Raw genomic sequence first — 23974 nt, forward strand, 5'->3', positions numbered from 1 at the left:
ATGGCCAAGGACGAGGCGGAGTTGATCGCGGTCGGCGACCGGACGGTGCGCATCTCGAACCCGCACCGGGTGTACTTCCCGGCGCGTGGCGAGACGAAGCTCGACCTCGCGCGGTACTACCTCTCGGTGGGCGACGGCATCGTGCGCGCGCTGCGGGAACGGCCGTGCATGCTGCACCGGTTCCCGTCCGGGGTCAGCGGCGACAAGGTGCACCAGAAGCGCATCCCCGGCGGCGCGCCACCCTGGCTGGAGACCGTGCGCGTGCATTTCCCGCGCTACGACCGCTACGCCGACGAGCTGTGCGTGACCGAGCTGGCCAGCGTGATCTGGGCCGTCCAGATGTCCACTGTGGAGTTCCACCCGTGGAACTCGCGCCGCGCGGACACCGAGCGCCCGGACGAGTGGCGGATCGACCTCGACCCCGGTCCCGAGTCGGACTTCGCGCGGGTGCGCCGGGTCGCGCACGTGGCGCACGAGGTCCTGGACGAGCTGGGGGCGACCGGCTGGCCGAAGACCTCCGGCGGCGACGGGCTGCACGTGTACGTGCGGATCGAACCGCGCTGGGGTTTCCAGGAGGTGCGCCGGGCGGCGCTCGCTTTCGCGCAGGAGGTCGAGCGGCGCGCGCCGGACGACGTGACGACCACGTGGTGGCGCAAGGACCGCGATCCCGCCAAGGTTTTCGTCGACTACAACCAGAACACGCGCGATCACACGATCGCGTCGGCGTACTCCGTGCGCGGGGTGCCGGAGGCGATGGTCTCGACGCCGATCACCTGGGACGAGATCGACGACGTCGAGCCCCGCGAGTGCACGATCGCCACCGTGCCGGACCGGTTCGCGAAGCTCGGCGATCTCCACGAAGGCATCGACGACGCGGTCTACTCGCTGGAAACACTGCTGGCCTGGGCGGATCGCGACGGCCTGGACTAGCGTCCACTGTGGACACCCGAGTCCCGGTTACGTCCCGGCCAGCCAGCCGTCGTCGAGCAGCAGCCGCTTGAGCACCTTGCCGGTCTGGGTGCGCGGCAGGTCCGCGACGAACCGCACCACGCGCGGCTGCTCGAACCGCGCGACCCGGTGCCGCAGGAAGTCCCGCACGATGTGCTCGTCGAGCCCCGCGTGCGGATGCGCGACGATGTAGGCCGCGAGCCGCTGGCCGTACTCGGGGTCGGGCACGCCGAACACGGCCGCGTCGAGCACCCCGGGCAGGGTGGCCAGCGCCTCCTCGACGGGACGCGGGAAGACGTTCTCCCCGCCGGAGATGATCATGTCGTCGCTGCGGCCCGCGATGAACAGCCGGCCGTCCGCGTCGAGGTAGCCCCGGTCGCCGGTGTCCATCAGGTTGTGCCGGATATCCCGGCCGCTGCCGTCCGTGTACCCCTCGAACAGCATCTCGTTGCCGACGTAGATCCAGCCGACCTCGCCCGGCGGCAACGGCTCCCCCATCGGCCCGAGGATCGCCAGCCGCGAGCCGAGCGGCGGGTGGCCCGCCGTGGCCGGCGCGGCCCGCAGGTCCGACGGGTTCGCGATCGCCGCCGCCGACACCTCGGTCGAGCCGTAGAAGTTGTAGAGGACGTCCCCGAAGGCGTCCATGAACCCGGTGACGAGCGCGGCCGGCATCGCCGCCCCGCTGCTGATCACGATGCGCAGGCTGGACGTGTCGTAGCGGGCCCGGATCTCCGGCGGCAGCGCCATGATCCGCTGCATCATCACCGGCACGACGAACATCGCCGTGCACCGGGACTCCTCGATCATGCGCAGGCACTCTTCGGGTTCGAACCGCCGCTGCAGCACGACGGTGGCCCGCAGCGGCATCGAGATCTGCAGCGCGGCGAGACCCCAGGTGTGGAACAGCGGGGTCGAGATGAGGATGCGGTCCAGGCTGCGCAACGGAACCCGCGAAAGGAGCGCCACCACCGCGGACAGCCCCTTCGGGGTCGGCCGCCGGGCGCCCTTCGGCGCACCCGTGGTGCCCGAGGTGAGCACGACGAGCTGGCCGGTCGTCGCCGGCGGGCCCAGCCGGGGAATGGACGAATGGCGCTCGATCAGCGGGTCGAGCGCGTCGGTGGGCACCCAGGCCGTGGTCTGCGGCAGGTTCTGCAGCAGCGGGGTGAACTCGGGGTCGGCGACGACGATCCGGACGTTGTTCTCGTGCACGCCGTCGATCACCTGTGGCTCGGCGAGGCCGGTGTTGAGCAGCAGCGCGTCGACGCCGAGCTTGCCGCACGCGATGAGCGTCTGGACCATGGCGCTGGAGTTGCGGGCGAGCACGGCGACCCGGTTGTCCGGCGCGGCGCCCATCTTGCGCAGGATCGCGGCCAGCCGGTCGGTCCGGTCGGCGAGGTCCGCGAACGTCCAGCGCGGACCCTTGTCGTCGATCATGGAAAGCGCTTTCGGCGACCGGTAGGCCGCCGAGGTGTACCCACCGGCGAGGGTCGCGCCCCACTTCGCGGCCGCCCGCAGCTGCCGCACCAGCCGGTCCGGCCGGCCCGTGGTCAGAATCCCCGCCGCGACGAGCACGTTCGCCACCTGCAGGGTGCCCGGCGTCTTCTCCTCCGGCAGCGGCTCGGGTTGCTCGGCGAGCCGTCTGCTGATCCGCGTCAGCCCGTCACGCACCCACGTCTTGAGATCGGCCGCGCTCAGCCGTGGCGGCGTGTGGAAGAACATGCATTTGAGCTGCGTCCGGCCGCTCCCGGCGTCGCGCAGCTGCACCGAAACGCTGCCGGGGCCGCCGGGTTCACTGTCCATCACGAACTGCTCGCCGCGGCGGCTGAGCAGTACCCGCCACTCGTGCTCCGTGGGCGGGCCGCACAGGCCCAGCCGGATCCGGTACCGCACGCCCCGGCCTTCTTCACCGACGCGCTCGCACGCGCCGACCCCCTTGAAATATCTGGGGTACTGCTCGGGATCGGTGATGATCGGCCATAGGTCCCTACGCGGGTGCCCGACAACGAGGTCGAAGCTCACGCAATCCACCATTCCGCCGAACCTAGAGGTCTTCTTGGTCGGTGGTCAACGACGCATCCGAAAGATTGGTCAGGCGGTCACGTTTTTTGTCGCGCGAGTGAACGTGATTCCTTCGTCTTCGATCGCGCCGCGGCGAAGTAGTAGCACGTCACGCGGGTAGTTCTGGTGCAGCCGCCACGGAGCGGAGTCGCCCTGTCGCGGAAGATTATCGATGCTGCGCCGGACATAGCCGGACTTGAGATCGATGAACGGGGTGCCCGGCAGCGGCCCGGGCGGCGGGACCGGGGTGCACACCCGGTACCCGCGGGAGTCCATGTGCCCGAGCAGCCGGATCACGTAGTGCGCGACGAGATCGGCCTTGAGCGTCCAGGACGCGTTGGTGTAGCCGATGGTGGTCGCGAAGTTCGGCACCCCGGAGAGCATCATTCCCTTGTACGCGACGGTTTTGCCGACCTCGACCGGTTCGCTGTCGACGACCAGGGTGGTCCCGCCGACGGGTAGCAGGTTCAGCCCGGTCGCGGTCACCACGACATCCGCTTCGAGCTCCTGGCCCGATTCGAGCCGGATACCGCGCTCGGTGAACGTCGCGATGCGATCCGTCACGACCGACGCCGTGCCGGCCCGGATCGCACGGAACAGGTCGGCGTCACGCGCGATGCACAGGCGCTGGTCCCACGGCTCGTAGTCCGGGGCGAAGTGGGTGTCGACGTCGTAGCCCGGCGGCAACTGGCGCCGCACTCTGTCGCGCAGGATCTTCTTCACCAGCCCGGGACGGCGGCGGCTGAACTGGTACAGCAACGTCGTCAGCAGGGCGTGCTGCCAGCGGACGACTGGCGCGGCGACCTTGACGGGCAGCAGGTCGTACAGCCTCCCGGCGAGCGCGTCGGCTCCCGGCAGTGCGAGCACGTAGCTGGGCGAGCGCTGCAGCATCGTCACGTGCGCCGCCTGCCCGGCGAGCGCCGGCACGAGCGTCACGGCTGTCGCGCCGCTGCCGATCACGACGACCCGCTTGCCCGCGTAGTCGAGGTCCCGCGGCCAGTGCTGCGGGTGCACCACCGTGCCTCCGAACCGTTCCACGCCTTCGAACTTCGGCGTGTAGCCCTCGTCGTAGTTGTAGTAACCGGTGTTGCAGAACAGGAAGCCGCAGGTGAACTCGGCGGTCTCGCCGGTGTCGGAGCGCTGCGCGAACACCGTCCACTGTGCACTCTCGCTGGACCACTCGGCTCGGATCACCTTGTGCTGGAAGCGAATGTGGCGTTCGACGTCGTACTCGCGCGCGGCGTCGTGGATGTACTCGCGGATCGACGAACCGTCGACAATGGACTGTGCGCCGGTCCACGGGCGGAAGTCGTAGCCGAGGGTGAACATGTCCGAATCGGACCGGATACCCGGATAGCGGAACAGGTCCCAGGTGCCGCCGAGCGCGCCGCGCGCCTCGAGGATCAGGAACGTCTTGTCCGGCGCGTCTTCCCGCAGGTGACAGGCGGCGCCGACGCCGGTCAGCCCGGCGCCGATGATGAGGACGTCGACATGCTCGCGTGCCATGCTCACTCCCGTCTCGCCGATGGTCCGAGACGGAACTTACCGCGAGTAGGTGTGTGCGGGCTAGCCGTGGTCCGCGCGGCAGGGGGTGGGATCGGGCAGCTCGACCGGCGCGAACCGTCCATTGTGGACCGGGGCGATCTCCAGTACCAGCTCCCCCGCCTGCCATTGCGGCCGGACATGGTCGCGCGTCTCCAGCAGGTCGCCGGCCGCCGGCGGCTCGCCACCCACCACGTGCACGCGTGCGATCGCCGAGCGGGCGATCATCTCCCCCACCCGCACCGTGCCGGTCAGCTGGGTCGAGCCCGGGTAGACCACGGCCCGGCCACCCCGGCGCGACAGGTGCTCGACCGCCGCGTCCGCCGCGGCGGCGGACAGGTCCGGGCGGCCCGAGCGGCCGGTGTCCGAGGCGACGCCGGCCGTGCCGTACTTCGTGAGCCGGGTGAGTTCGTTCCACAGCCCGCCGAAACGCGGGGGCACCCAGAGCGAAAGCGCGACGTGCGGCTGCTCGCCGCGGATCAGGTGGGTGCACACGATGGCCTGCGGTGGGAGGTCGAGCAGATCCACGAGATCGCGGGCCACGCGGTCCGCTTCCCCCAGCGTGCAGGTGCCGGTGTCGATGCCGAAACAGGTCACGAGGGCAGGACCCACATCGGATTGGTGTAGAACCACAGGTCCTCCCACGGGTCGGCATCGCCGGGAGTGTCCATCGCGGGGCCGGCCGGATCGACCGCCGCGCCCCGCGGGCCCACCGCGGCGCGCTTGCCGTCCGTGCCGCGCAGCCGGACGTACAGCGGTGCGCCGATCTCGCCCAGCGGGTGGCTCAGCTCCACGCGCCCGGTCGAGCGGCCCACCTCGAAGGACTTCACGACGCGCGTGCCCGGCGCGACGAAGGTGTCGCGGTCCGACACCGGGCCGGTCACGTCGCCCTGGATCACGTCGACGCGGGCGAGTGCCGGCACGAACTGCGCCCAGTTGGGCCCGTTCGCGAGATCGATGGTGATCACCAGGTCGACCGCGGTGCCGCGGCGGACGTGCAGCATGCCGCCGAGCGGCACCGAGCCGTGCCCGTCGCGCGCCCGCAGCCGCACGTCGAGGCCGCTGATCAGGCCGCCGTGGTCGAGCCACACCCGGCCCGCGCGGATGCCGTCCATCACCGCGGAGTAGGAGAACTCGGTCGCGCCGACCGTGGTCCGGCTGTAGCAGCCGGGCCAGAAATCGGTGTCGGTGAGGTTGAGGTCGGCGCCGTGGACCGGGTCGTCGTGGCGGCCGTGGGTGTCGAAATCGGTGCCGGGGGCGTGCACCGAGTTGTCCGCGTAGACGTGGTGCGAATCGGAGTTCGCGGTGACCCACCACGGCTTTCCCTCGGCGAGCAGGCTGTCCCACAGCCCGCCGACGGTCGCGGTCATCCAGTCGAACCCACCCCAGGTGCGGTAGCTCGCCGGCGGATAGCCGGGGAACGACTCCGCGCCCGGCGTGCTGTCGTAGATGCCGCGGGCGCCGCCGGGACCGTGCGGGGCGGGGAGCCCGGCGGCCTGGTGGCCGGGCGCGCCTTCCATACCGACCGCGATCTCGGGGGCAGCGTCGCGCCAGCCGCGGATCTCGTGCGGCGAGTCGATTCCCTTGCGCGCCGGGTGGTTCGCGAGGAACAACGCGTCGGCCACCCGGCGGCGGCGCACGGCGTCGGCGAGGAAGCCGACGCCCGCGACGGCGAGCGCCTCGTTGGCCGGGCTGTCGCCGGACGCGTTGTTGACCACGCCGTCGTAGGTGTTCTCGAACTCCTTGAGCAGCGAGACTTCGCCCGCGCCGGGGTGCACGAACACGGTGCCGTGCTCGGCGGCCGGGATGTTCCACTCCAATCCCTGGAACACCAAGGTGTCCGGGATCTGCTCGCGCGCCGCGACGATGTCGGGGTTGACCTTCTCGACGCCGATCCGCGCGTGCGTCTCGCCGCCGTGATCGGTGATGACGAGCCAGCCGAGGCCGTAGGCGTTCGCGTGCCGCACCTGGTCGATGACCCGGTACTTGGCGTCCTCGCTGTACTGCGTGTGGACGTGGTGGTCACCGGCGAGCCACAGGTAGCCGCCGCGGGGTGCCCGGCCCGGCGCGGAGGTCACGCCGCCAGTGGCCAGGCCCGCGCCCAGCAGCCCGGCACTGCGGAACACCGCGCGCCGCGAGAAGTCGGCGGGGCTGAGCTCCTCGTCCGGGATCGACGTGTCGGCGGCGGGGGTCAGCCCGGCCGGCTCGTGAGGATGGCGCACGGTTCCGAGCTTCTCGGGCACCGGCGAACCCGGCATGAACGCCGGAGGTGCATGAGTCATCGGGGACATGTCGGGGTAGACATGTGACCATTAGGTCACCTATTCTCAGGGTGTGACCGACGACGACCGGGTGTTCAAGGCACTCGCCGACGCCACTCGCCGGTTCCTGCTGGACCTGCTTTTCGCGCGTGACGGCCGCACGCTCACGGAGCTGGAGTCCGAGCTGGAGATGACCCGGTTCGGCGTGATGAAGCACCTGAAGGTGCTGGAGGACGCCGATCTCGTGGTCACGCGCCGGTCCGGGCGGGAGAAGCTGCACTTTCTCAACCCGGTGCCGATCCGGTCGATCCACGACCGGTGGATCGACAAGTACACCGAGCGCCAGGCCTCGGCGCTCACCGAACTCAAGGAAGAACTGGAAGGGGAACCATGACCACGACACAGGTGCACCGGATCTACATCAAGGCCACGCCGCAGAAGGTGTGGGACGCGATCATCAAACCGGAGTGGACCGACCGGTACGGCTACGGCGGGCTCACCGACTACGACCTGACGCCCGGCGCGAAGTTCGAGACCCGGCCCAGCCAGGCGATGATCGACGCGTCGAAGGCGCAGGGCTACCCCATCCCGGACGCGATCATCGACGGCGAGGTGGTGGAGGCGAAGCCGCCGAGCAGGCTGGTGCTGAAATGGCGGATGCTGATGGACCCGGGCGTGGCCGCCGAGGGCTTCAGCACCCTGACGTACGAGATCACCGAAGCCGCCGGCGGCGCGAAGCTGACCGTGCTGCACGACCTCGAGGACATGCCGAAACTGGCCTTCATGGTCGACGGCGGCGGCGAAGACGCCACCAACGGCGGTGGGGGCTGGCCGTGGATCCTCAGCGACCTGAAGTCGTTGCTGGAGACGGGGAAGACGCTCGCGCAGTGAGCTGGCGGGTGGGCCGGTGCGCCGGCCCACCCACTCAGCCGCAGGTCGCCTTGGCTGGTGGCGCGGCGGGCTCCTCGCCGGGCTCGCCGCGGCTGATCAGCCGCCGTTCTCCTTGCCGCGGATGCCCGAGGCGACCGCCAGTGCCAGCGCCAGCAGCACCGGGACGTTGTCCGCCGGCGCGGTCAGTTCGGTCTCGATCTGGTGCAGGTCACCGGTTTCGGCGAGTCGCACGGCGCGGGCCGCCATCGCCGTCGCGCGCAACGCGTCGCCGAGCAGGCCGATCCCGTCGTGTGGCTCGACGGGGCCGCCGCAGCTGCCGGACACCAGCGCCAGCACCTTGACCGCCCGCAGGTTCGTGCCGGGCAGCTCCCGCTCGATGTGGCCGAGGACGTCATAGGCCAGCCGCGTCGCCGGGGCACCGTCCGCGCGCCAGCCCAGCGACACCAGCCCGGCCAGCGGGTCGACCAGCTCCGGGCAGTCCAGCAGCTCGGCCGCCTCGATGATCATGCCGCGCGCCACCAGGTAGTGCGAGGGCACGATGCCGTCGGGCAGCGCGCGGGCGATGGTGCCCAGCACCACCCTCGCGAACTCCGCCTGCACCGGCCACGGCCACGACGTGACCTCAGCGGCGAACCGGTCCAAGCTGGCGATGTCCCGCTGCTGCGCGTAGTCGAGGAAGTGCTCGACCGCGATCAGCCAGTGGCTGTCGTCGTGGCGCCAGAGCTGGTCGATCAGCTCGGCCGCCAGGTCCTCGGGCACGACGGTGACGAGCAGCCGCGCCCACATCGCGACCAGCTCCTCGCGGTGCGCGCTGGCCTGGATCAGCTCGTCCAGCACGGCGTACGCCGCGGCCCGCACCGCGATCGTGCACGCGTCCGCGGTCCTGGCCACTTCGAGCGCCACGGCCGCGTCCCGGTCGGTCATCCGATGCGCCTTTCTGTGTGTTCCGGCGGTCTATCTTGCAATATAGAGCGCAATATTGGTCGGCAGCACCGGCAGCTTCCCCAGTTCTGCCGCCCGCCCCGGCATCATGGGGGCCTGCACCCGGACCCCAGGAGCGGCCATTGTCCCGGCGAGAGCTCGCCGCCGCGCGGATCGATCCGCGCCTGCACGAGGCGTACACGCGCTGCCGCACCCTCAACGCCCGCCACGGGCGCACCTACTTCCTCGCGACCCGGCTGCTGCGCCCGCACCAGCGGCCCGCGATCCACGCGCTGTACGGGTTCGCCCGCTACACCGACGACCTGGTCGACCACCCATCGCCGGGCGATGTCGGCGAGCGGCTCGCGCGCGTGCAGGCCGAGCTGGCGGACGGGTTGCGCACCGGGCGCTCGGCGCATCCGGTGCTGGCCGCCCTGATCGACACGACGAAGCGCTTCGGCATCGACCCGGCGTTCTACGCGGCGTTCCTCGCGTCGATGCGGATGGACCTCACCGTCACCGGCTACCCGGACCGGGCCAGCCTGCGCCGCTACGTGCACGGCTCCGCGGAGGTGATCGGGCTGCAGCTGCTGCCGGTCCTGGGCACCGTCGGCGACCCGGCCGAGGCCGCCCCGTACGCGGCCGCGCTCGGCGAGGCCTTCCAGCTGACCAACTTCCTGCGCGATATCGCCGAGGATCTCGACCGCGGCCGGGTGTACCTGCCGGCGGACGAGCTGCGCGCGTACGACGTGGACCGGGAGCTGCTCGCCTGGTGCCGCCGAACGACCCGGCTCGACGCGCGGGTGCGGCGCGCGCTGGCCGACCAGATCGCGTTCACCCGCGCGGTCTACCGGCGCGCACGGCCGGGCATCGCGATGCTCGATCCCGTGTCGCGCCCGTGTGTGGCGACGGCGTTCAGCCTCTACGCTCGGATCCTCGACCGCATCGAGGACCACGGGCACAACGTGTTCCACGTGCGGGCGCGAGTCGGCGGCGGGGAACGGCTGGCCCTGGCCGGCGGCGCGGCGGCGCGGGCGCTGTGGGCCCGGGCTGTGGGTTGAGGGAAGGCGGAGGATGGATCACTGGCAGTACTTGCTGTTGCTGGCCGCTTGCTTGCTCGTGACGCTGCCGCTGGAGCTGACCGGGTCGCGTGTGTACCGCCAGCCGGTGCGGCTGGCGCGCGCCGTCCTGCCGGCGGCCGTGGTGTTCCTGGTGTGGGACGTGATCGCGATCGCGGCCGGGGTGTGGAACTACAACCCCCGCTACCTCGTCGGCCTCACGCTGCCGTTCGGTGTGCCGCTGGAGGAGGCGCTGTTCTTCCTCGTGGTCCCGGTGTGCGGGCTGCTGACCTTCGAGACCGTGGAGCGGATGCTGCGGTGATCGGGTACACGCTGCCGGCGGCGCTGTCCGTGCCCGCCGTGGTCGCGGTCGAGCTGTGGTGGCTGCGCACGGGTCTGTTCCGCCGCCCGGCCTACTGGATCTCGATGGTCATTGTGCTGGCGTTCCAGATCCTCGTCGACGGCTGGCTGACGAAGCTGTCCGCGCCGATCGTGCGGTACGACCCGGACCAGCTGACCGGCCTGCGGTTCCCGTTCGACATCCCGGTCGAGGATTACCTGTTCGGGTTCAGCCTCGTCACGCTGACACTGCTGCTGTGGCTTCGGGGAAGGAAAACCGCATGACGCTGGAGGCGGCGTTCGATCGCGGCGCCCGCGCGTACGACCGGCTGGTCGGCCTCAACCCCGGCTACCACGATCACCTGCGCCGCTCGGCGCTGTCGATTCCCGTTGGCGCGCAACGGGTTCTGGACGCCGGTTGCGGTACGGGCGCCTCGACCCGCGCCCTGCTCGGCGTCGTCCCGGACGCGGAGATCGTCGCGGTGGACGCGTCGGCCGGCATGCTGGACGAGGCGCGCCGGAAACCCTGGCCGGACAAGGTGAGCTTCCTGCACAGCCGGATCGAGGACGCCGCGGTCACCGGACCGTTCGACGCGATCTTCTGTGCGTACCTGATCCGGAACCTGCCCGACCCCGGCGCGACGCTCGCCGCGATGTCGCGGCTGTTGCGCCCGGGCGGGGTGCTCGTCGTGCACGACTACAGCGTCGCCGACAGCCCGCGCGCGCGGGCTGATCTGGCACGTGGTGTGCTGGTCGGTGATCATCCCGCTGGGCAAGGTGGTCTCCGGCGACGCGAGCCTGTACCGCTACCTGTGGCGCAGTGTGCTGGACTTCGACGGGGCGACCGCGTTCACCGCCCGGCTGGGCCGGGCCGGGTTCACGGGGGTGCGCGCGAGCACGATGACCGGCTGGCAGCGCGGCATCGAGCACACCTTCCGCGCGGAGAAGCTGTGAGCGACCGCAGGCGCGTCCGATTCGCCGCACCCACCGGGCAGGACCGGGTACCGGAGCGCAGGCGGGTCGCCGTGGTGGGCGGCGGGATCGCGGGGCTGACCGCCGCGACCGCACTCGCCGAGCGCGGCGTCGAGGTCGAACTGTTCGAGCGCGAATCGTACTGGGGCGGGCGGGTCGGCGGCTGGACGACGGACCTGCCGGACGGCACCACGGTCGGGATGAGCCGCGGGTTCCACGCGTTCTTCCGCCAATACTACAACCTTCGCGCGCTGCTCGGCCGCGCGGGCGTCGACCTGCGGCCGGTGCACGACTACCCGCTGCTCGACGAACACGGCCACACCGACACCTTCCGCGGCATCCCCCGCACACCGCCGTGGAACGCGATCGGCTTCGCGTTGCGCAGCCCCACCTTCACGCTTTCCGCGCTGCGTAAGGTAAACCTGCGTGCCGCACTGTCGCTTGTGGACGTTTCGGTGCCGGGCACCTACGAGCGGCTCGACACGGAGAACGCGGCCGACTTCCTGGCGCGGGTCCGGTTCCCCGAGGCCGCGCGGCATCTCGCGTTCGACGTGTTCTCGCGGAGCTTTTTCGCTTCACCGGAGCGGCTTTCCGCCGCCGAGCTCGCGGTGATGTTCCACCTCTACTTCCTGGGCTCCGCCGAGGGCCTACTGTTCGACGTGCCGCGCGAACCGTTCCACACGCTGTGGAATCCCGTTGTCGAGCGGCTGCGCGGCCTCGGCGTGACGACGCGTCTCGAAACACCGGTCACCGCGATCGAGCCGGGTTTCACCGTCCACACTGGACAGAATTCGTACGAGGTCGACGCGGTGGTACTGGCGCTGGAGATCCCGGCGCTGCGGGAACTTGTTGCCACGTCAGGGTTGGGGCCGCCGGAGTGGCGTGAGCAGATCGCCGAGCAGCAGTCGGCGCCACCGTTCCTGGTGCGCAGGCTCTGGCTGGACCGGCCGGTGCGGGCGGATCGCTCCGCTTTCCTGGCCACGGGCGGCATGCCGCCGCTGGACAACATCAGCGTGCTCGAACGCTACGACGCCGATGCGGCCGCGTGGGCGCACCGCACCGGCGGATCCGTCGTCGAACTCCACGCGTATGCGGCCACGAACCGGGAAACGACGGCGAAGGAATTGCTGTCGCGGTTGCACGCCGTCTACCCGGAGACCCGGCGCGCGCACATCGTCGGTGAACGCGAGGAGTGGCGTGCCGACTGCCCATTGCTGGCGCCGCACACGTACTTCCGGCGCCCGCCGATCGTCACCCCGGTGCCGGGCCTGGTGCTGGCGGGCGACGGTATCCGGGTCGACCTCCCGGTCGCGCTGATGGAACGCGCGGCGACGACCGGCTGGCTCGCCGCCAATCACCTGCTCGGCGGCTGGCGGACCGCCGGGCACCCGATCACGACCGTGCCCACGCGCGGCCGCTTCGCGTTGTTCCGCGCCCTGAGCCGTGTTGGCCCGCCACGACCGTGAGTTGGCCGCGCACGCGGCAAAGTCAGCGACGCAGCGGGCCAACACGCCCGCGGGGCGGGCAAACACGCCGGGAGGTCAGGAGCGCAGGGCGTAGCGGCGTTCGGCGTAGGCGAGGTCGTCGCGCCAGAGGCGGGCCGCGGCGCGGCGCATGAGGGGGCGGATCGCCGGGGCGGCCTTGCGGGCCAAGGCGAACCCGGGGCGGTCCGACGTGGCGATGGTCGCCTCGATGACCGCCGTCCGGGGCCGGCCGTCCGCGCCCGGGCCGAGCGGGGTCGCGTGGGTCTCGACGACGCTGCCTTCGCCTTCGCCTTCGGTGATCGTCATGACGACCGTGCGCGGCTCGGGGCAGGCGAACTCGGCGCGCACCGGCACCCCGATCCCGGGCGCGACCCGGAAGGTCACGTCGACCACGAACCGGTCGTCGGGCGGCTCCGGCACGGCGCGCACGGTGAGCCGGGTGAACGAATACGGGTGGAACCACGAGCCGTGCCACGGGTCGAGGCGGTTGGCGATGATGTCGCCGGGCTCGCACACGCCGTCGACCCTCGTCACGACCGCGACGCTGCCCGCGAGCGCCGGGCGCGCGGGAAGGACCGGTTCGGGCAGCGGATCTTCGGGCCCGTCGAGCCGCACCCAGGCGAGCACGCCGTCGTCGTGGCTGGGCAACGGTTCCCAGCCGAACCGGCCGTCCGCCCCGACGGGCAGACCGTGCCAGCGGCAGACGAGCGTGTCGCACACGACGCGGCCGTGCGCGAGCGGCGCGCCCAGGTGCGGGCACTCCCCCGGGCCGACCAGCAGCGTGCCGGCCCGGTCCCGCCACGCGACGAGTTCCCGGCCGTCGACCCGGGTCCCGAATGGACGGTCCGCCCGGATGTCGGTGCTGGCGGCGAAGACGAACCAGTTGCCCGACGCGCGTGCCCCGGCCCGTTTCGCGGCCGCTTCGATCAGTGCGGGTGACGCGTCGCCGAAGGTAGGCTCCTGCGCGGACCACAGCGCGCGCGGCACTCGCTGGATCGGCCACCGACGTGCCATTCCGGCCCGCTCCCTCCACACTTGACGGTTGGATGGGCCCAGACTAGAAGGGAAAGCCATGATCTTCATTACCGCCAAGTTCCGGATCAAGCCCGAAGACGCGGACCGCTGGCCCGAGATCACGCGCGAGTTCACCGCGGCCACCCGGGCCGAACCGGGCTGCCTGTGGTTCGACTGGTCGCGCAGCCTCGACAACCCGGCCGAGTACGTGCTGGTGGAGGCGTTCCACGACGACGCGGCCGCCGCGCACGTGCAGTCCGACCACTTCAAGACCGCGCAGAAGACCCTGCCGCCGCACCTGGTGGCGACGCCGAAGATCGTGAACTTCCAGGTCCCGCAGGACGACTGGTCCGAGCTGGGTGAGCTGGCCGTCGAGTAGATGGCCGAGATCTGGCGGCTGGAGCCGGGGGTCAGCGGCTCCATCAGCCCGGAGAACTTCAGCGGTGCCAAGGGTGGCGGCGCCCGCGCCACCGGCGGCACCGGCGCGGCCGCGGCCCGCGAACTGGGCCGCGGCTGGAAGGTCTCCCCGTCGATCGTGCTCGGCGACGGCGACACCGCGACGCTCGCGGACATCACCGGTCCCGGCGTCATCCAGCACATCTGGCTCACCACCGACCGCGGGCGGCTGCGCTCGCTGGCGTTGCGGATGTACTGGGACGACGACGAGACCCCGGCGGTCGACGTGCCGCTCGGCGATTTCTTCTGCAACGGCTGGGGCGAGCTGGCGCTGGTCGACTCGGAGATGATCGTGGTCGCGCCGGCGGGCGGGCTCAACAGCTACTGGCCGATGCCCTTCCGCCGCCGCGCCCGGCTGACCCTGCACAACGCGAGCGGCGCCGATGTGCCGGTGTACTACCAGGTCAGTTACCGCCTGCGGGACCTCCCGCCGGAGACGGCGTACCTGCACGCCGCGTGGCGGCACAGCGATCCGCTCGGCTCGCCCGCGGTGCACACCATCGTCGACGGCGTGCGCGGTCCCGGGCAGTACGCCGGGACCTACCTCGCGATCGCCCCGAACGCGCCCGGCTGGTGGGGCGAGGGCGAGCTGAAGTTCTACCTCGACGGCGACCGGGACTTCCCGACCATCGCCGGTACCGGCACCGAGGACTACTTCGGCGGCGCGTGGAACTTCGACTCAGGCGGCCGGTACGTGCCGTACTCGACGCGCCGGCTGGGCCTGCCGCAGGTGCTGCCGCCGGACGAGATCTACCAGGCGCACCAACGGTTCGGCATGTACCGCTGGCACACGCCGGATCCGATCGCGTTCAGCCAGGACCTGCGGGTCACGATCCAGGCGCTGGGCTGGAAGTCCGGTGGCCGGTACCGGCCGCTGGAGGGCGCCGAGATCGCGACCACGGCCTACTGGTACGCGTGAGGAGTCAGTACGGGCGGTCGCCGGCGATCGCGACGCGTTCGGCGACGCGGACCTCCGGCGCGTAGTCGTTGACGGCGTAGTGCTGGGTCGCGCGGTTGTCCCAGAACGCGACCGCGTTTTCCGTCCAGGCGAAGCGGATCTGGAACTCCGGCACGTGTGCCTGGGCGAACAGCACCCGCAGCAGGGCGTCGCTCTCGGCGCGGTCCAGGCCGACGATGTGCGTGGTGAACGCGGGGTTCACGAACAGCGTCCGCCGCCCGGTCTCCGGGTGGGTCCGCACCACGGGATGCTCGACCGGCGGGAACTCGGCTTGCCGTGCCGCGAGGAACTCCGGGTCGGTGAACCGCGCGAACCCCGGCACGAAGTCGTGCACCGCGCGCAGCCCCGTGATGCGACGGCGGACATCGGCGGGCAGGTTGTCGTACGCCGCCGCCATGTCGGCCCACATCGTGTCGCCACCGGCCGCCGGCACCCGCACCAGCCGCAGCACCGAGCCGAGCGCGGGGTTGGGCCGGAACGTGACGTCGGTGTGCCAGATGTTCTCGAACGCCGGCATCGCCGCGTCGCGGGAGAACCGGGTGACGTCGTCGGAATCGCCGGCGGGCAGCAGCGGGTTGGTCTCCAGCTCGCCCCAGTTCCGGGCGAAGGCGCGCTGCTGGGCGGGCGTGATGTCCTGGTCGCGGAAGAACAGCACCTTCCACTCGAGAAACGCGCGGTGCAGCTCGGCGCGCACCGGCTCGGTCAGCGGGCGGGCGAGGTGCACGCCCTCGATCTCCGCGCCGATCACGCGGCCGAGCGGCCGCAGGCCGAACACGTCGTAGGGTCGCGACGGCACGCCTTCGGGCAGCCGGCGCAGGACGCGCGGGCCTTCCACGATGGTGGTGTCGGGTACGTGCGCAGGGCGCAGCACAACGGTGGTCATGTCGAACTCCTTGCTGGTGTGGAGGATGCAGTGGCCGGATCAGCTCGGCGGGGAGCCGAGGCGGCCACGTCGCAGCAGGAGCACACCCACGTTCGACATGCTCGGATGATCTCCGCCGGCAGGCGTGCGGGTCAAGGGTTTCCACTGTCCGGGACCCCATCGTTGTGCTTGACTGCTCACGGTTTTGTCGAAAACAGGAAGGGGTGCGGGTGGCGACCTGGGGCGAGCTCGTGACGTTCATCAAGCAGTCGTACCGGGTGGTGCGCGAGGAGCCCGGCGAGATCCGGATCCGGCTGCACTTCCGGAAGGACCCGGACGAACCGGAGCGCACGCAGACGGTGGTCATCGCGCGGGAGGTGCTGGACAAGCGCGAGGAGTGGGTGCAGATCGCGACCCCGTTCGCGCGCATCGACGAAGTGGACCTGCGGGCGGTCCTGGAGGAGATCGGGCACACCACGGTCGTCGGCGGCTGTGTCGTGATGGGCGACTACCTGGTGCTGCGGCATTCCCTGCCACTGGTCAACCTGGACATCAACGAGTTCACCGATCCGCTGGAGCTGGTCACCGGCGCCGCCGAGATCCTCGAAGAGGACTTCACCGGCCGCGACGACTACTGATCCGCCGTCAGCCCGAGCGGGCGACCAGCACCGGGCACTCGGCATGCTGCACGAGGGCCTGGCTGGTGGAGCCCAGCAGCAGCCCGGCGAACCCGCCGCGGCCACGGCTGCCGACGACGACCAGCCGCGCCCGGCTGCTCCAGTCGAGCAGGTGCTGGCGCGGCCGGTCCCGCTCGGCGACGTGGCGCACCGATACCCCCGGGAACTCCTCCCGCCAGTGCGCGAGCGCGTCGGCGAGCACCCGGCTTTCCCTGTCCCGCAACGGTTCGGCGGACATCCGCGCGGGGTCGGTCTCATGTGAGGCGTGCACCGCGACCAGCGGTGCCGCGCGTAGTGCGGCCTCCTCGAACGCCGCCGCCAGCGCGGGCTCGGCGGCCGGGCTGGTGTCCACGCCGACGACGACCGGGCCGTCCGGCCGGTCCTCCCCGCGGATCACCGCCACCGGGCATTTGGCCTGTGCGGTCAGCGCGGACGCGGTCGAGCCGGCCAGCAGGTCACCGAGCACGCCGCGCCCGGCCGAACCGAGCACGATCATCCGGGCGTCCGCGGAACGCCGTACCAGCAACGGGATCGGAGCCTCCACAGTGGACTCCTGCACGATCTCCAGTCCCGGGTACCAGGACCCGACGCCCACCACGGCGTCACGGACGATCGCCTCCGACGCGGTCCGCCGGGCCGTCAGCCAGCCACTCGGCGGGAGGACGTCGGCGTAGAAGGCGTCCGGGAAGCCGAAAGCGTTGATGACGAAGAGCGGCTCATGCCGCAGGGCGGCCTCCGCCGCCGCCCACGCCACGGCCCGCAGTGACGCGCGGGTGCCGTCGACTCCGGCCACGATGCCCCAGCTCATGCCGTCTCCTCGCGGTGGCTCCGCAGCGAGCATGCCACGCCGGAGCGTGCGGGCGAAGGGCACTTCGTCCTGCGACCGGGGTCTTTCGGCCGGCGAGCCGACTGTCCCCGGCTGCGAGGATCGGGGCATGAACAGCCGGAACCCGATGATGCCGGAGGCCGAACGCCGCGCGCGGGCGGTCCGTGCCGTGGCCGGAAGCGCCCGGGACGCGGCGGATCTGAAGGAGCTGCTGGACATCCTCGGCCTGGCGGCCACCGACGTGCTGCCGCCGCCGTCGCGGGTGCCGCGGCAGCGGGGCGCGCACCTGTCGATCGAGGAGCTGCACGCCCTGCCGGAAACCGCGGCCCGCCCCGGCGCGCCGGAAGTCCATTGTGGACCTCAGCCGGCGTCCTGCGGGCGGACGACCAGCACCGGGCACCGCGCGTAGTGCAGCAGCGCCTGGCTCGTCGACCCCAGCAGCAGCCCCCGGAACCCACCACGCCCGCGACTACCGACCACCACCAGCTGCGCCCGGGCACTCCACTCCAGCAACTGACGCCGCGGCCGGTCCTTGACCACCACTCGTTCGACACTCACGTCGGGGTACTTCTCCTGCCACCCAGCAAGGCTTTCCGCGAGTACCCGCGCCTGCTCCTGTCCGGACGGCTCGGTCTCCAGCAAGGCGTACTCCCACGGCACGATCGTGGCGTAGTCCATGTCGCTCCACGCGTGCACCGCCACCAACGACGTGCGACGCCACGCGGCCTCGTCGAACGCCACCCCCAGCGCACTGACACTCGTCGGGCTGCCGTCGACACCGACCACCACCGGGCCGCTCTGGCCCTCATCGCCACGCACGATCACCACCGGACACGCGCCACGCGCCGCGACGGAAACCGCCGTGGAACCAGCCAGCATCCCCTCGAACCCACCACGACCCGACGCACCCAGCACGATCATGCGCGCCCGCTGCGACAGCTCGATCAGCATCGGCACCGGCGGCATCCCCACCCGCTCCGTCGTCACGGCGAGATCCGGCGCTGCTTCGCGTGCCGCGGCGCTCGCTTCGGCCAGCTGCTGCTGCACGACCCGCTCCATGGCGTCGAACGCGTCCTGCGGGATGGGCAGGGACGGGCCGTAGTAGCCGAGTGTCGGGTCGATGCCCGACACGAGGTGCAGCGGAAGGTTGCGAGGCGCCGCCTCCGCGGCGGCCCACCGGGCCGCGCGCAGTGCCTGCGCAGACCCGTCGATGCCGACGACGATCGCACCGGTGCTGTCAGTCATGGATCCTCTCCCTGTCGCTGGTGGGGCGGTCGGCCCCCACGGTATGGACCGCACCGCGTGCCCGACTGTGGCCGAGCGTCCTGGAGTTTGAGGACTTACGACCCTGAACCGCGGCCGAGCCGGGCGAGCAGACTGAAGTCCAGTGTTGAAAAAACCATCCCGACCATTTCCTGGAGCGGCCATGACCGAGATCCGGCCGTTGACACCCAGCGAATGCCTCCGGCTCCTGTCCTCGCAGCCGATCGGCAGGCTCGCGTTCTCGGAAGACGCGCTGCCGATGATCCGGCCGGTCAACTTCTTCGTGCACGAGGGCGACATCATCGTGCGCACCGGCGTGACCGGCTCGATCGGCAAGCTCACCAACGAAGTCGTCGCGTTCGAGGTGGACAGCGTCGACCCGGTGACGCACACCGGCTGGAGTGTCGTGGTGATCGGCCGGGTCGCCCTGGTCACCGATGTCGACGACCTGGTCCGGCTCGCCGATCCGAGGCACCGGCCCTGGCCCAGCGGCGAGCGCAGCCGCTTCCTGCGGCTGCCGATCGAAATCATCAGCGGCCGCAGCCTGCGGCTCGCCGAGGCGGTCCCCGACTCCGCCACCAGCCAGGTCTAGACCGCACCACCGCCGCGAACGGGGCCGGCGTCCGATCCGGACTCCGGCCCCCGTGTCCATCGTGGACGGTCAGTGGTCGACCTTGAAGTAGGTGCCGGCGCCGTGGATGTCGTTGGACGGGAACTGCCCGCCGCCGATCGAGATCATCGTGTGGCCCGCGCCGCCGTTGCTGAAGAACGCCAGCCCGCCCGCGGGAACCTCGGTGTCGCCGGCATGCTTGTACGACGCGGGAATCTGGGTCCAGTGGACCGCCCTGGGTACAGCTGTTCGGGTCACCGGTGCCCGAGGTCGAGCAGACCTGGGTGGACCCGCCGCAGTCCGGCGCGACCCGGCCGTCCGACCCGGTGTAGGCACCGCACACCGACTCGGGTGTTGCAGTGATGGTGCACTCGGCGCCGAGGACCACCGCCGCCGCGGTGGGCAGCGTCGCGGACGGGACGTCGGTGACCATCGCGTCTGGGGTGGCGGGCCCGGATACAAGGGACGTACAAACGCTGGGCCGGATGGGTGAAAGCTGTCTCAGCCACCGGTGGTCCCGCCTCTGGTCTGACAGGGAGAGGGGAGACTCCGATGAGCACCACAACCATGCCGGAAGGCCTGGGGCTCTGGCAGCGGCTCGCCCGCAACGTCGTGGCCTGGTGGATGAACGTCCTGATCGCGTTCGCGGCGGCCGCCGCGGTCGTCGTCGCCGGGTTCCTGACCGACCGCGGCTGGCCGGACACCTCGCGGTGGGGCGCCGGCGCGCCGAAGGTGTTCGCGCTGTGGTGCCTGTCGTTCCTGCCGGGCTGGCTGTACGTCCGGTTCCTCTACGTGCGGGCGCACGCGGCGTGGACCGAGTACGTGCTCACCCTGCACCGCCTGGGCTGGGACCGCCCGGCCAACCTGCCCGAACCGGCGCCGAACTCCATCTACTACGCGAAATGGCAGGAGTGCGCGGGCGAGCGGCGCAAGGACCACATCTACCGCGAGAAGTTCGAGGCCTACTACGGACCGCTGCGCGGCGACGACAAGAGACTCGCGCTGAGCACCGAGTCCCTCTTCCCCGTCTTCATGTTCACCGCGGTGCTCGCGGTGGGCTGGGCGGCGATCCTGTGGGACACCTCGTTCCTCACCACCCCGGCGGACGTGTGGGACGTGCTCAAGTACGGCTTCATCGGGGCGTACGCGTTCGTGACCGGCATGCTCGTCCGCCGGTTCTTCCAGACGGACCTGCGCCCGAGCGCCTACACCTCGGCGATCCAGCGGATCGTGCTGGTGCTGCTGATCGTGGCGGTGGTGCACCAGGTCGCACACGCGATCGCACCCGCCACGCTCGCCGCCGAGATCGCGCTCGCGTTCATGATCGGGTTCTTCCCGCTCGCCGGGCTGCAGCTGATCAACCGGGTGGCGACGAGGGTGTTCGGCACGATCGTGCGGCCGCTGCGCCAGGACTACCCGCTCGACCAGCTCGATGGTCTGAACCTGTGGTACGAGGCGCGGCTGCTCGAGGAGGGCGTCGAGGACATGCAGAACCTGACCAGCATGAACCTCGTCGACGTCATCCTGCACACCAAGGTGCCTCCGGGGCGGCTGATCGACTGGCTGGACCAGGCGTTCCTGCTGACCCACCTGGATCCGACGAACCGCAAGGAGATCGAGCGGACCCAGCGCGACGGCGTGCAGCCCGACACGGAACCGCTGAGCGGTTCACAGGCCCGGATCGCGTTGCGGCGCGCCGGGATCCGGACCGCGACGGATCTGCTGAAGGTGTTCTGGTGCGACGGAAACTTCCGGATGCCCGCCGGGGTCGGGCAGGCACCGCTACCGACCGATCAGCTGCGGCTGCTCGTCGAGGTGCTCGGCCGCGAGCCGAAGCTGAGCGTCGTCCGGAACTGGCAGCACAGCGACGACCGCGCGTTCTGAACCAGGTGCTACCGGCGCGCGAACCAGGACCGGACGCGGTCGACCGGGCCCGGGTAACCCGCCGGCGACGCGAACTGCCGCCCCGCCGCGTGCCGGGGGCGGCGGGGCTGCGGCAGGTCCGGCGGGTCCTCGTCGGGCAGCATCTCCGCGGTGGGCCACTCGCGGGCGAGGGGCAGGCCGAGCGGCGGCGTCTCCGGCTCGAAGAACTCGGCAGGCCCGGAAAACTCCGAAACCTCTTGGGGCGCCGGGGAAGGCGGCTTCGGGTGCGGCATCGGCCGCAGGTTCACGATCGGGTACCGCGCGAACGGGTCGGCGGTGACCCGGCGGCCGCGCGGCCGCCGCAGTCCGAACAGCCCGAACAGTCCCAGCAGCCCGAGCAGGCCCCACGCCCCGTTGCCCATGATCGACATCCGGTCCCCATCACGCACCCTCCCGGAGCGGCTCCCCGGGTCCTCTCATACGTACCCCGGACCGCCGCGGATCGTCGGCCGAACCACTGGATGGGGTGACGCGAACCGCTCAGATGGCCCTCTCCCCCTTGCCCAGCACGACGATCCCGGCGGGGCTGACGTGGTAGTGCTCCCGGTCCCGTGTCAGGTCGACACCGATGTGCGCGCCCGGCGGCACGACCACGTTCTTGTCCAGGATCGCCCGCCGCACCACCGCGCCCGCGCCGACCCGCGCCCCGTCCAGCAGCACCGCGCCCTGCACGACGGCGCCGTTCTCGACGTACACGTCGGGTGAGAGCACCGAGTCGATCACCTGCGCGCCCGAGATGATGCAGCCGCCCGCGACGATCGACTGCTGCGCGGTGCCGCCCTCGACGAACTTGGCCGCCGCCCGCTGGCCGGGGTGCGCCAGGATCGGCCAGCGCCGGTTGTACAGGTTGAAGATCGGGTGGGTCGAGATCAGGTCCGTGTGCGCGTCGAAGTAGTTGTCGATCGTGCCGACGTCACGCCAGTACCCGTGGTCGCGCTCGGTCTCGCCGGGCACCTCGTTCGTGGCGAAGTCGTACACCGCCGCGTCGCCCCGCTTGACGAACGCCGGGATGATGTCGCGGCCCATGTCGTGCTTGGACCGCAGGTTCTCCGCGTCCGCGTGCAGCGCGTCGATCAGCGCCTGCGTCGTGAACACGTAGTTGCCCATGGACACATAGGACTCGCCGGGCGCGTCGGGCAGGCCGGGCGGATCGGCCGGCTTCTCCAGGAACGCCTCGATCCGGGTGCCGTCGGTGGTGTCGATGACGCCGAACGCGCTCGCCTCCGCGCGCGGCACCCGGATGCCCGCGACGGTCACGCCCGCCCCGGACTTCAGGTGCGCGTCGATCATCTGCCCCGGGTCCATCCGGTAGATGTTGTCGGCGCCGAAAACCGCGATATAGGCCGGATTCTCGTCGTAGACGAGGTTCAGGCTCTGGTGGATCGCGTCCGCGCTGCCCTGGAACCAGCGCGGCCCGAGCCGCTGCTGCGCCGGCACCGGGGTGACGTACTCGCCGCTGAGCGAGGACAGCCGCCAGGTGGTGCTGACGTGCCGGTCGAGGGAGTGCGACTTGTACTGCGTCAGCACGCAGATCCGCCGGATCCCGCCGTGCACGAGGTTCGACAGCACGAAGTCGATCAGCCGGTGCACCCCGCCGAACGGCACCGCGGGCTTCGCGCGGTCGGCGGTCAGCGGCATCAGGCGCTTGCCCTCGCCACCGGCGAGCACGATGCCCAGTACATCCTCGCTCATGACGACCTCCGTATCGCTTCGTAGATCCCGACCGTCCGCGCGGCGATGGCGGCCCAGCCGAACTCCTCGACGGCCCGGGCCCTGCCCGCGGCCCCCATCGCGCTCGCGCGCTCCGGGTCCCCGGCGAGCTCGTCGACCCGCGCGGCGAGCCTGGCCTCGAACGCGGCGGGCTCGCGCTCGTCGTAGTGCACGAGCAGCCCGGTCACGCCGTCCTCCACCACCTCCGGGATACCCCCGACGTCGCTGGCCACAACCGCCGTTCCGCATGCCATCGCTTCGAGGTTCACGATGCCGAGCGGTTCGTACACCGACGGGCAGGCGAACACCGCGGCGTGCGTGAGCAGCTCGACGACCTGGTCGCGGGGCAGCATCTCCGGGATCCAGAACACGCCGTCGCGCTTGGCCTGCAGGTCGGCCACCAGCCCACGGAACTCGGCGTCGAGCTCAGGGGTGTCCGCGCCGCCGGCGCACAGCACGACCTGGATGCCGGGCGCGAACGCCGACGCCGCGCGGACGAGATGCGGCACGCCCTTCTGGCGGGTGATGCGGCCGACGAACAGCACGTACGGCCGGTCCGGGTCGATGCCGTGCGCGCGGACCGCGTCGGTGCCCGAAACCGGTTGGTACAGCTGGGGATCGATGCCGTTGTGCACCACGTGCACCCGCTCGGGCAGCACCGCGGGATAGGCGTCGAGGACGTCGCGGCGCATCCCGGCGCTGACCGCGATCACCGCGTCCGCCGATTCGTACGCGGTCCGCTCGATCCACGACGAGACCCGGTAGCCGCCGCCGAGCTGTTCGGCTTTCCACGGCCGCAACGGTTCCAGCGAGTGCGCGGTGAGCACGTGCGGGATGCCGTGGTTCAGCTTCGCCAGATGCCCGGCGAGGTTCGCGTACCAGGTGTGGCTGTGCGCGAGATCATGCCCGGCGAGCGCGTCCGCCATGGACACCGCGATGTCCATCGTGGCGAACGCCGGCTGCCGGTAGCCGTGCGGGTCGGTGTGCCCGCGCGCGCCGTCGCGGTCGGCACCCCAGCAGTGCACGTCGAGGTCGACGAGCGAGCGCAGCTCGCGGGCGAGGAACTCGACGTGCACCCCGGCACCGCCGTAGACGTCGGGCGGGTACTCGCGGGTGAGCAGGCCGACTCTCATGTCCCGACCCTAAGGGCACGGGCAAGGTTTGACCGATGGATTCGCTGTGACCACGGGAAAAACGGCGC

Annotated in this window: 25 protein-coding genes and 2 pseudogenes; 14 read left to right on the forward strand and 13 right to left on the reverse strand. The window is 71.2% G+C overall.

The features are described from left to right. Positions 1-930 (forward strand): non-homologous end-joining DNA ligase, encoded by a 930-nt coding sequence (gene ligD, locus LOZ83_RS21600; protein ID WP_236792866.1) that lies wholly within the window; start codon positions 1-3, stop codon positions 928-930. Between the two features lie 27 nt (positions 931-957). On the opposite strand, the gene LOZ83_RS21605 is transcribed toward ligD, so the two are convergent. The 4 genes from LOZ83_RS21605 to LOZ83_RS21620 form a co-directional block, all read right to left on the reverse strand. Then, positions 958-2967, reverse strand: a complete 2010-nt coding sequence (locus LOZ83_RS21605; RefSeq protein ID WP_308190257.1) for an AMP-binding protein — start codon at positions 2965-2967, stop codon at positions 958-960. A gap of 69 nt (positions 2968-3036) precedes the next feature. Further along, positions 3037-4512 carry an NAD(P)/FAD-dependent oxidoreductase gene (locus LOZ83_RS21610; RefSeq protein ID WP_236792869.1) on the reverse strand — a complete coding sequence of 492 codons (1476 nt, stop codon included), beginning with the start codon at positions 4510-4512 and terminating at the stop codon, positions 3037-3039. A 60-nt stretch (positions 4513-4572) separates the two neighbouring features. Then, positions 4573-5145 (reverse strand): hypothetical protein, encoded by a 573-nt coding sequence (locus tag LOZ83_RS21615; RefSeq protein WP_236792871.1) that lies wholly within the window; start codon positions 5143-5145, stop codon positions 4573-4575. After that, positions 5142-6830, reverse strand: coding sequence for a PHP domain-containing protein (locus LOZ83_RS21620; protein ID WP_236792872.1), 1689 nt, complete (start codon positions 6828-6830; stop codon positions 5142-5144). Before LOZ83_RS21620 ends, LOZ83_RS21615 begins: the two co-directional genes overlap by 4 nt. A gap of 52 nt (positions 6831-6882) precedes the next feature. Here LOZ83_RS21620 and LOZ83_RS21625 point away from each other — a divergent pair, with 52 nt between their 5' ends. Together LOZ83_RS21625 and LOZ83_RS21630 are read left to right on the forward strand one after the other, a co-directional pair. Further along, entirely contained in the window at positions 6883-7203 is a 321-nt protein-coding gene (locus LOZ83_RS21625; protein ID WP_236792874.1) for a helix-turn-helix transcriptional regulator, read from the forward strand. Next, the gene (locus LOZ83_RS21630) at positions 7200-7700 is read left to right on the forward strand and encodes an SRPBCC domain-containing protein (protein ID WP_236792876.1); all 501 of its coding nucleotides are present in this window, start codon (positions 7200-7202) and stop codon (positions 7698-7700) included. Before LOZ83_RS21625 ends, LOZ83_RS21630 begins: the two co-directional genes overlap by 4 nt. Positions 7701-7796: 96 nt before the next feature. On the opposite strand, the gene LOZ83_RS21635 is transcribed toward LOZ83_RS21630, so the two are convergent. Beyond that, positions 7797-8624: a hypothetical protein gene (locus LOZ83_RS21635; protein ID WP_236792878.1), complete on the reverse strand. Its 828-nt coding sequence runs from the start codon at positions 8622-8624 to the stop codon at positions 7797-7799. A gap of 140 nt (positions 8625-8764) precedes the next feature. On the opposite strand from LOZ83_RS21635, the gene LOZ83_RS21640 reads away from it, so the two are divergent. From LOZ83_RS21640 to LOZ83_RS21660, 5 genes and pseudogenes are all read left to right on the forward strand, one after another. After that, entirely contained in the window at positions 8765-9682 is a 918-nt protein-coding gene (locus LOZ83_RS21640) for a phytoene/squalene synthase family protein (RefSeq protein WP_236792880.1), read from the forward strand. A 13-nt stretch (positions 9683-9695) separates the two neighbouring features. Next, positions 9696-10001 carry a lycopene cyclase domain-containing protein gene (locus tag LOZ83_RS21645; protein WP_236792883.1) on the forward strand — a complete coding sequence of 102 codons (306 nt, stop codon included), beginning with the start codon at positions 9696-9698 and terminating at the stop codon, positions 9999-10001. Continuing rightward, positions 9998-10303 (forward strand): lycopene cyclase domain-containing protein, encoded by a 306-nt coding sequence (locus tag LOZ83_RS21650; RefSeq protein WP_236792885.1) that lies wholly within the window; start codon positions 9998-10000, stop codon positions 10301-10303. Before LOZ83_RS21645 ends, LOZ83_RS21650 begins: the two co-directional genes overlap by 4 nt. Beyond that, positions 10300-10972: pseudogene (locus tag LOZ83_RS40805) on the forward strand (class I SAM-dependent methyltransferase). Before LOZ83_RS21650 ends, LOZ83_RS40805 begins: the two are co-directional and overlap by 4 nt. Then, positions 10969-12456 carry an FAD-dependent oxidoreductase gene (locus LOZ83_RS21660; RefSeq protein WP_236792887.1) on the forward strand — a complete coding sequence of 496 codons (1488 nt, stop codon included), beginning with the start codon at positions 10969-10971 and terminating at the stop codon, positions 12454-12456. Before LOZ83_RS40805 ends, LOZ83_RS21660 begins: the two are co-directional and overlap by 4 nt. 75 nt (positions 12457-12531) lie before the next feature. Here LOZ83_RS21660 and LOZ83_RS21665 read toward each other — a convergent pair whose 3' ends face one another. Beyond that, the gene (locus LOZ83_RS21665; protein WP_236792889.1) at positions 12532-13488 is read right to left on the reverse strand and encodes a DUF5914 domain-containing protein; all 957 of its coding nucleotides are present in this window, start codon (positions 13486-13488) and stop codon (positions 12532-12534) included. A gap of 58 nt (positions 13489-13546) precedes the next feature. Here LOZ83_RS21665 and LOZ83_RS21670 point away from each other — a divergent pair, with 58 nt between their 5' ends. Further along, entirely contained in the window at positions 13547-13867 is a 321-nt protein-coding gene (locus tag LOZ83_RS21670) for a putative quinol monooxygenase (RefSeq protein WP_236792891.1), read from the forward strand. Continuing rightward, on the forward strand, positions 13868-14863 hold the full coding sequence (locus LOZ83_RS21675) for a glycoside hydrolase family 172 protein (protein ID WP_236792893.1): 996 nt from the start codon (positions 13868-13870) through the stop codon (positions 14861-14863). 4 nt (positions 14864-14867) lie between these two features. Here LOZ83_RS21675 and LOZ83_RS21680 read toward each other — a convergent pair whose 3' ends face one another. Continuing rightward, positions 14868-15785: a TauD/TfdA family dioxygenase gene (locus LOZ83_RS21680; RefSeq protein ID WP_236792895.1), complete on the reverse strand. Its 918-nt coding sequence runs from the start codon at positions 15783-15785 to the stop codon at positions 14868-14870. A 209-nt stretch (positions 15786-15994) separates the two neighbouring features. On the opposite strand from LOZ83_RS21680, the gene LOZ83_RS21685 reads away from it, so the two are divergent. Continuing rightward, a complete protein-coding gene (locus tag LOZ83_RS21685; protein WP_236792897.1) occupies positions 15995-16402 on the forward strand; it encodes a hypothetical protein in 408 nt (135 codons plus the stop codon). 7 nt (positions 16403-16409) lie between these two features. Here LOZ83_RS21685 and LOZ83_RS21690 read toward each other — a convergent pair whose 3' ends face one another. Further along, positions 16410-17249 carry a universal stress protein gene (locus LOZ83_RS21690; RefSeq protein WP_236792898.1) on the reverse strand — a complete coding sequence of 280 codons (840 nt, stop codon included), beginning with the start codon at positions 17247-17249 and terminating at the stop codon, positions 16410-16412. Positions 17250-17376: 127 nt separating this feature from the next. On the opposite strand from LOZ83_RS21690, the gene LOZ83_RS21695 reads away from it, so the two are divergent. Further along, entirely contained in the window at positions 17377-17676 is a 300-nt protein-coding gene (locus tag LOZ83_RS21695; RefSeq protein ID WP_236792899.1) for a hypothetical protein, read from the forward strand. On the opposite strand, the gene LOZ83_RS21700 is transcribed toward LOZ83_RS21695, so the two are convergent. Then, entirely contained in the window at positions 17628-18512 is an 885-nt protein-coding gene (locus tag LOZ83_RS21700; protein ID WP_236792900.1) for a universal stress protein, read from the reverse strand. The two genes, LOZ83_RS21695 and LOZ83_RS21700, sit on opposite strands and share 49 nt — an antisense overlap. A 181-nt stretch (positions 18513-18693) precedes the next feature. Here LOZ83_RS21700 and LOZ83_RS21705 point away from each other — a divergent pair, with 181 nt between their 5' ends. Beyond that, positions 18694-19122, forward strand: coding sequence for a pyridoxamine 5'-phosphate oxidase family protein (locus tag LOZ83_RS21705; protein ID WP_236792901.1), 429 nt, complete (start codon positions 18694-18696; stop codon positions 19120-19122). Between the two features lie 87 nt (positions 19123-19209). Here LOZ83_RS21705 and LOZ83_RS21710 read toward each other — a convergent pair. Then, a pseudogene (locus LOZ83_RS21710) lies at positions 19210-19471 on the reverse strand (hypothetical protein); the annotation flags it as partial. Between the two features lie 221 nt (positions 19472-19692). On the opposite strand from LOZ83_RS21710, the gene LOZ83_RS21715 reads away from it, so the two are divergent. Continuing rightward, positions 19693-21024 carry a hypothetical protein gene (locus LOZ83_RS21715; protein WP_236792903.1) on the forward strand — a complete coding sequence of 444 codons (1332 nt, stop codon included), beginning with the start codon at positions 19693-19695 and terminating at the stop codon, positions 21022-21024. 8 nt (positions 21025-21032) lie between these two features. Here LOZ83_RS21715 and LOZ83_RS21720 read toward each other — a convergent pair whose 3' ends face one another. The 3 genes from LOZ83_RS21720 to glgA form a co-directional block, all read right to left on the reverse strand. Beyond that, positions 21033-21452 (reverse strand): WGxxGxxG-CTERM domain-containing protein, encoded by a 420-nt coding sequence (locus tag LOZ83_RS21720; protein WP_236792904.1) that lies wholly within the window; start codon positions 21450-21452, stop codon positions 21033-21035. Positions 21453-21543: 91 nt separating this feature from the next. Continuing rightward, a complete protein-coding gene (glgC, locus tag LOZ83_RS21725) occupies positions 21544-22755 on the reverse strand; it encodes a glucose-1-phosphate adenylyltransferase (RefSeq protein ID WP_236792906.1) in 1212 nt (403 codons plus the stop codon). Continuing rightward, complete coding sequence (gene glgA, locus LOZ83_RS21730; protein WP_236792907.1) at positions 22752-23906, reverse strand: glycogen synthase; 1155 nt, start codon at positions 23904-23906, stop codon at positions 22752-22754. The genes glgC and glgA overlap by 4 nt, the downstream gene beginning before the upstream one ends. Between the last annotated feature and the right edge of the window lie 68 nt (positions 23907-23974).

The organism is Amycolatopsis sp. GM8 (genome assembly GCF_021653975.1).
Taxonomy (GTDB): Bacteria; Actinomycetota; Actinomycetes; order Mycobacteriales; family Pseudonocardiaceae; genus Amycolatopsis_E.

Excerpts from the sequence above, each read along its gene's own strand:
- ligD (WP_236792866.1), top strand. The coding sequence starts at position 1 with ATGGCCAAGGACGAGGCGGAGTTGATCGCGGTCGGCGACCGGACGGTG.
- LOZ83_RS21610 (WP_236792869.1), bottom strand. The coding sequence starts at position 4,512 with ATGGCACGCGAGCATGTCGACGTCCTCATCATCGGCGCCGGGCTGACC.
- LOZ83_RS21620 (WP_236792872.1), bottom strand. The coding sequence starts at position 6,830 with ATGACTCATGCACCTCCGGCGTTCATGCCGGGTTCGCCGGTGCCCGAG.
- LOZ83_RS21630 (WP_236792876.1), top strand. The coding sequence starts at position 7,200 with ATGACCACGACACAGGTGCACCGGATCTACATCAAGGCCACGCCGCAG.
- LOZ83_RS21635 (WP_236792878.1), bottom strand. The coding sequence starts at position 8,624 with ATGACCGACCGGGACGCGGCCGTGGCGCTCGAAGTGGCCAGGACCGCG.
- LOZ83_RS21645 (WP_236792883.1), top strand. The coding sequence starts at position 9,696 with ATGGATCACTGGCAGTACTTGCTGTTGCTGGCCGCTTGCTTGCTCGTG.
- LOZ83_RS21665 (WP_236792889.1), bottom strand. The coding sequence starts at position 13,488 with ATGGCACGTCGGTGGCCGATCCAGCGAGTGCCGCGCGCGCTGTGGTCC.
- LOZ83_RS21670 (WP_236792891.1), top strand. The coding sequence starts at position 13,547 with ATGATCTTCATTACCGCCAAGTTCCGGATCAAGCCCGAAGACGCGGAC.
- LOZ83_RS21675 (WP_236792893.1), top strand. The coding sequence starts at position 13,868 with ATGGCCGAGATCTGGCGGCTGGAGCCGGGGGTCAGCGGCTCCATCAGC.
- LOZ83_RS21680 (WP_236792895.1), bottom strand. The coding sequence starts at position 15,785 with ATGACCACCGTTGTGCTGCGCCCTGCGCACGTACCCGACACCACCATC.
- LOZ83_RS21690 (WP_236792898.1), bottom strand. The coding sequence starts at position 17,249 with ATGAGCTGGGGCATCGTGGCCGGAGTCGACGGCACCCGCGCGTCACTG.
- LOZ83_RS21695 (WP_236792899.1), top strand. The coding sequence starts at position 17,377 with ATGAACAGCCGGAACCCGATGATGCCGGAGGCCGAACGCCGCGCGCGG.
- LOZ83_RS21700 (WP_236792900.1), bottom strand. The coding sequence starts at position 18,512 with ATGACTGACAGCACCGGTGCGATCGTCGTCGGCATCGACGGGTCTGCG.
- LOZ83_RS21705 (WP_236792901.1), top strand. The coding sequence starts at position 18,694 with ATGACCGAGATCCGGCCGTTGACACCCAGCGAATGCCTCCGGCTCCTG.
- LOZ83_RS21715 (WP_236792903.1), top strand. The coding sequence starts at position 19,693 with ATGAGCACCACAACCATGCCGGAAGGCCTGGGGCTCTGGCAGCGGCTC.
- glgC (WP_236792906.1), bottom strand. The coding sequence starts at position 22,755 with ATGAGCGAGGATGTACTGGGCATCGTGCTCGCCGGTGGCGAGGGCAAG.
- glgA (WP_236792907.1), bottom strand. The coding sequence starts at position 23,906 with ATGAGAGTCGGCCTGCTCACCCGCGAGTACCCGCCCGACGTCTACGGC.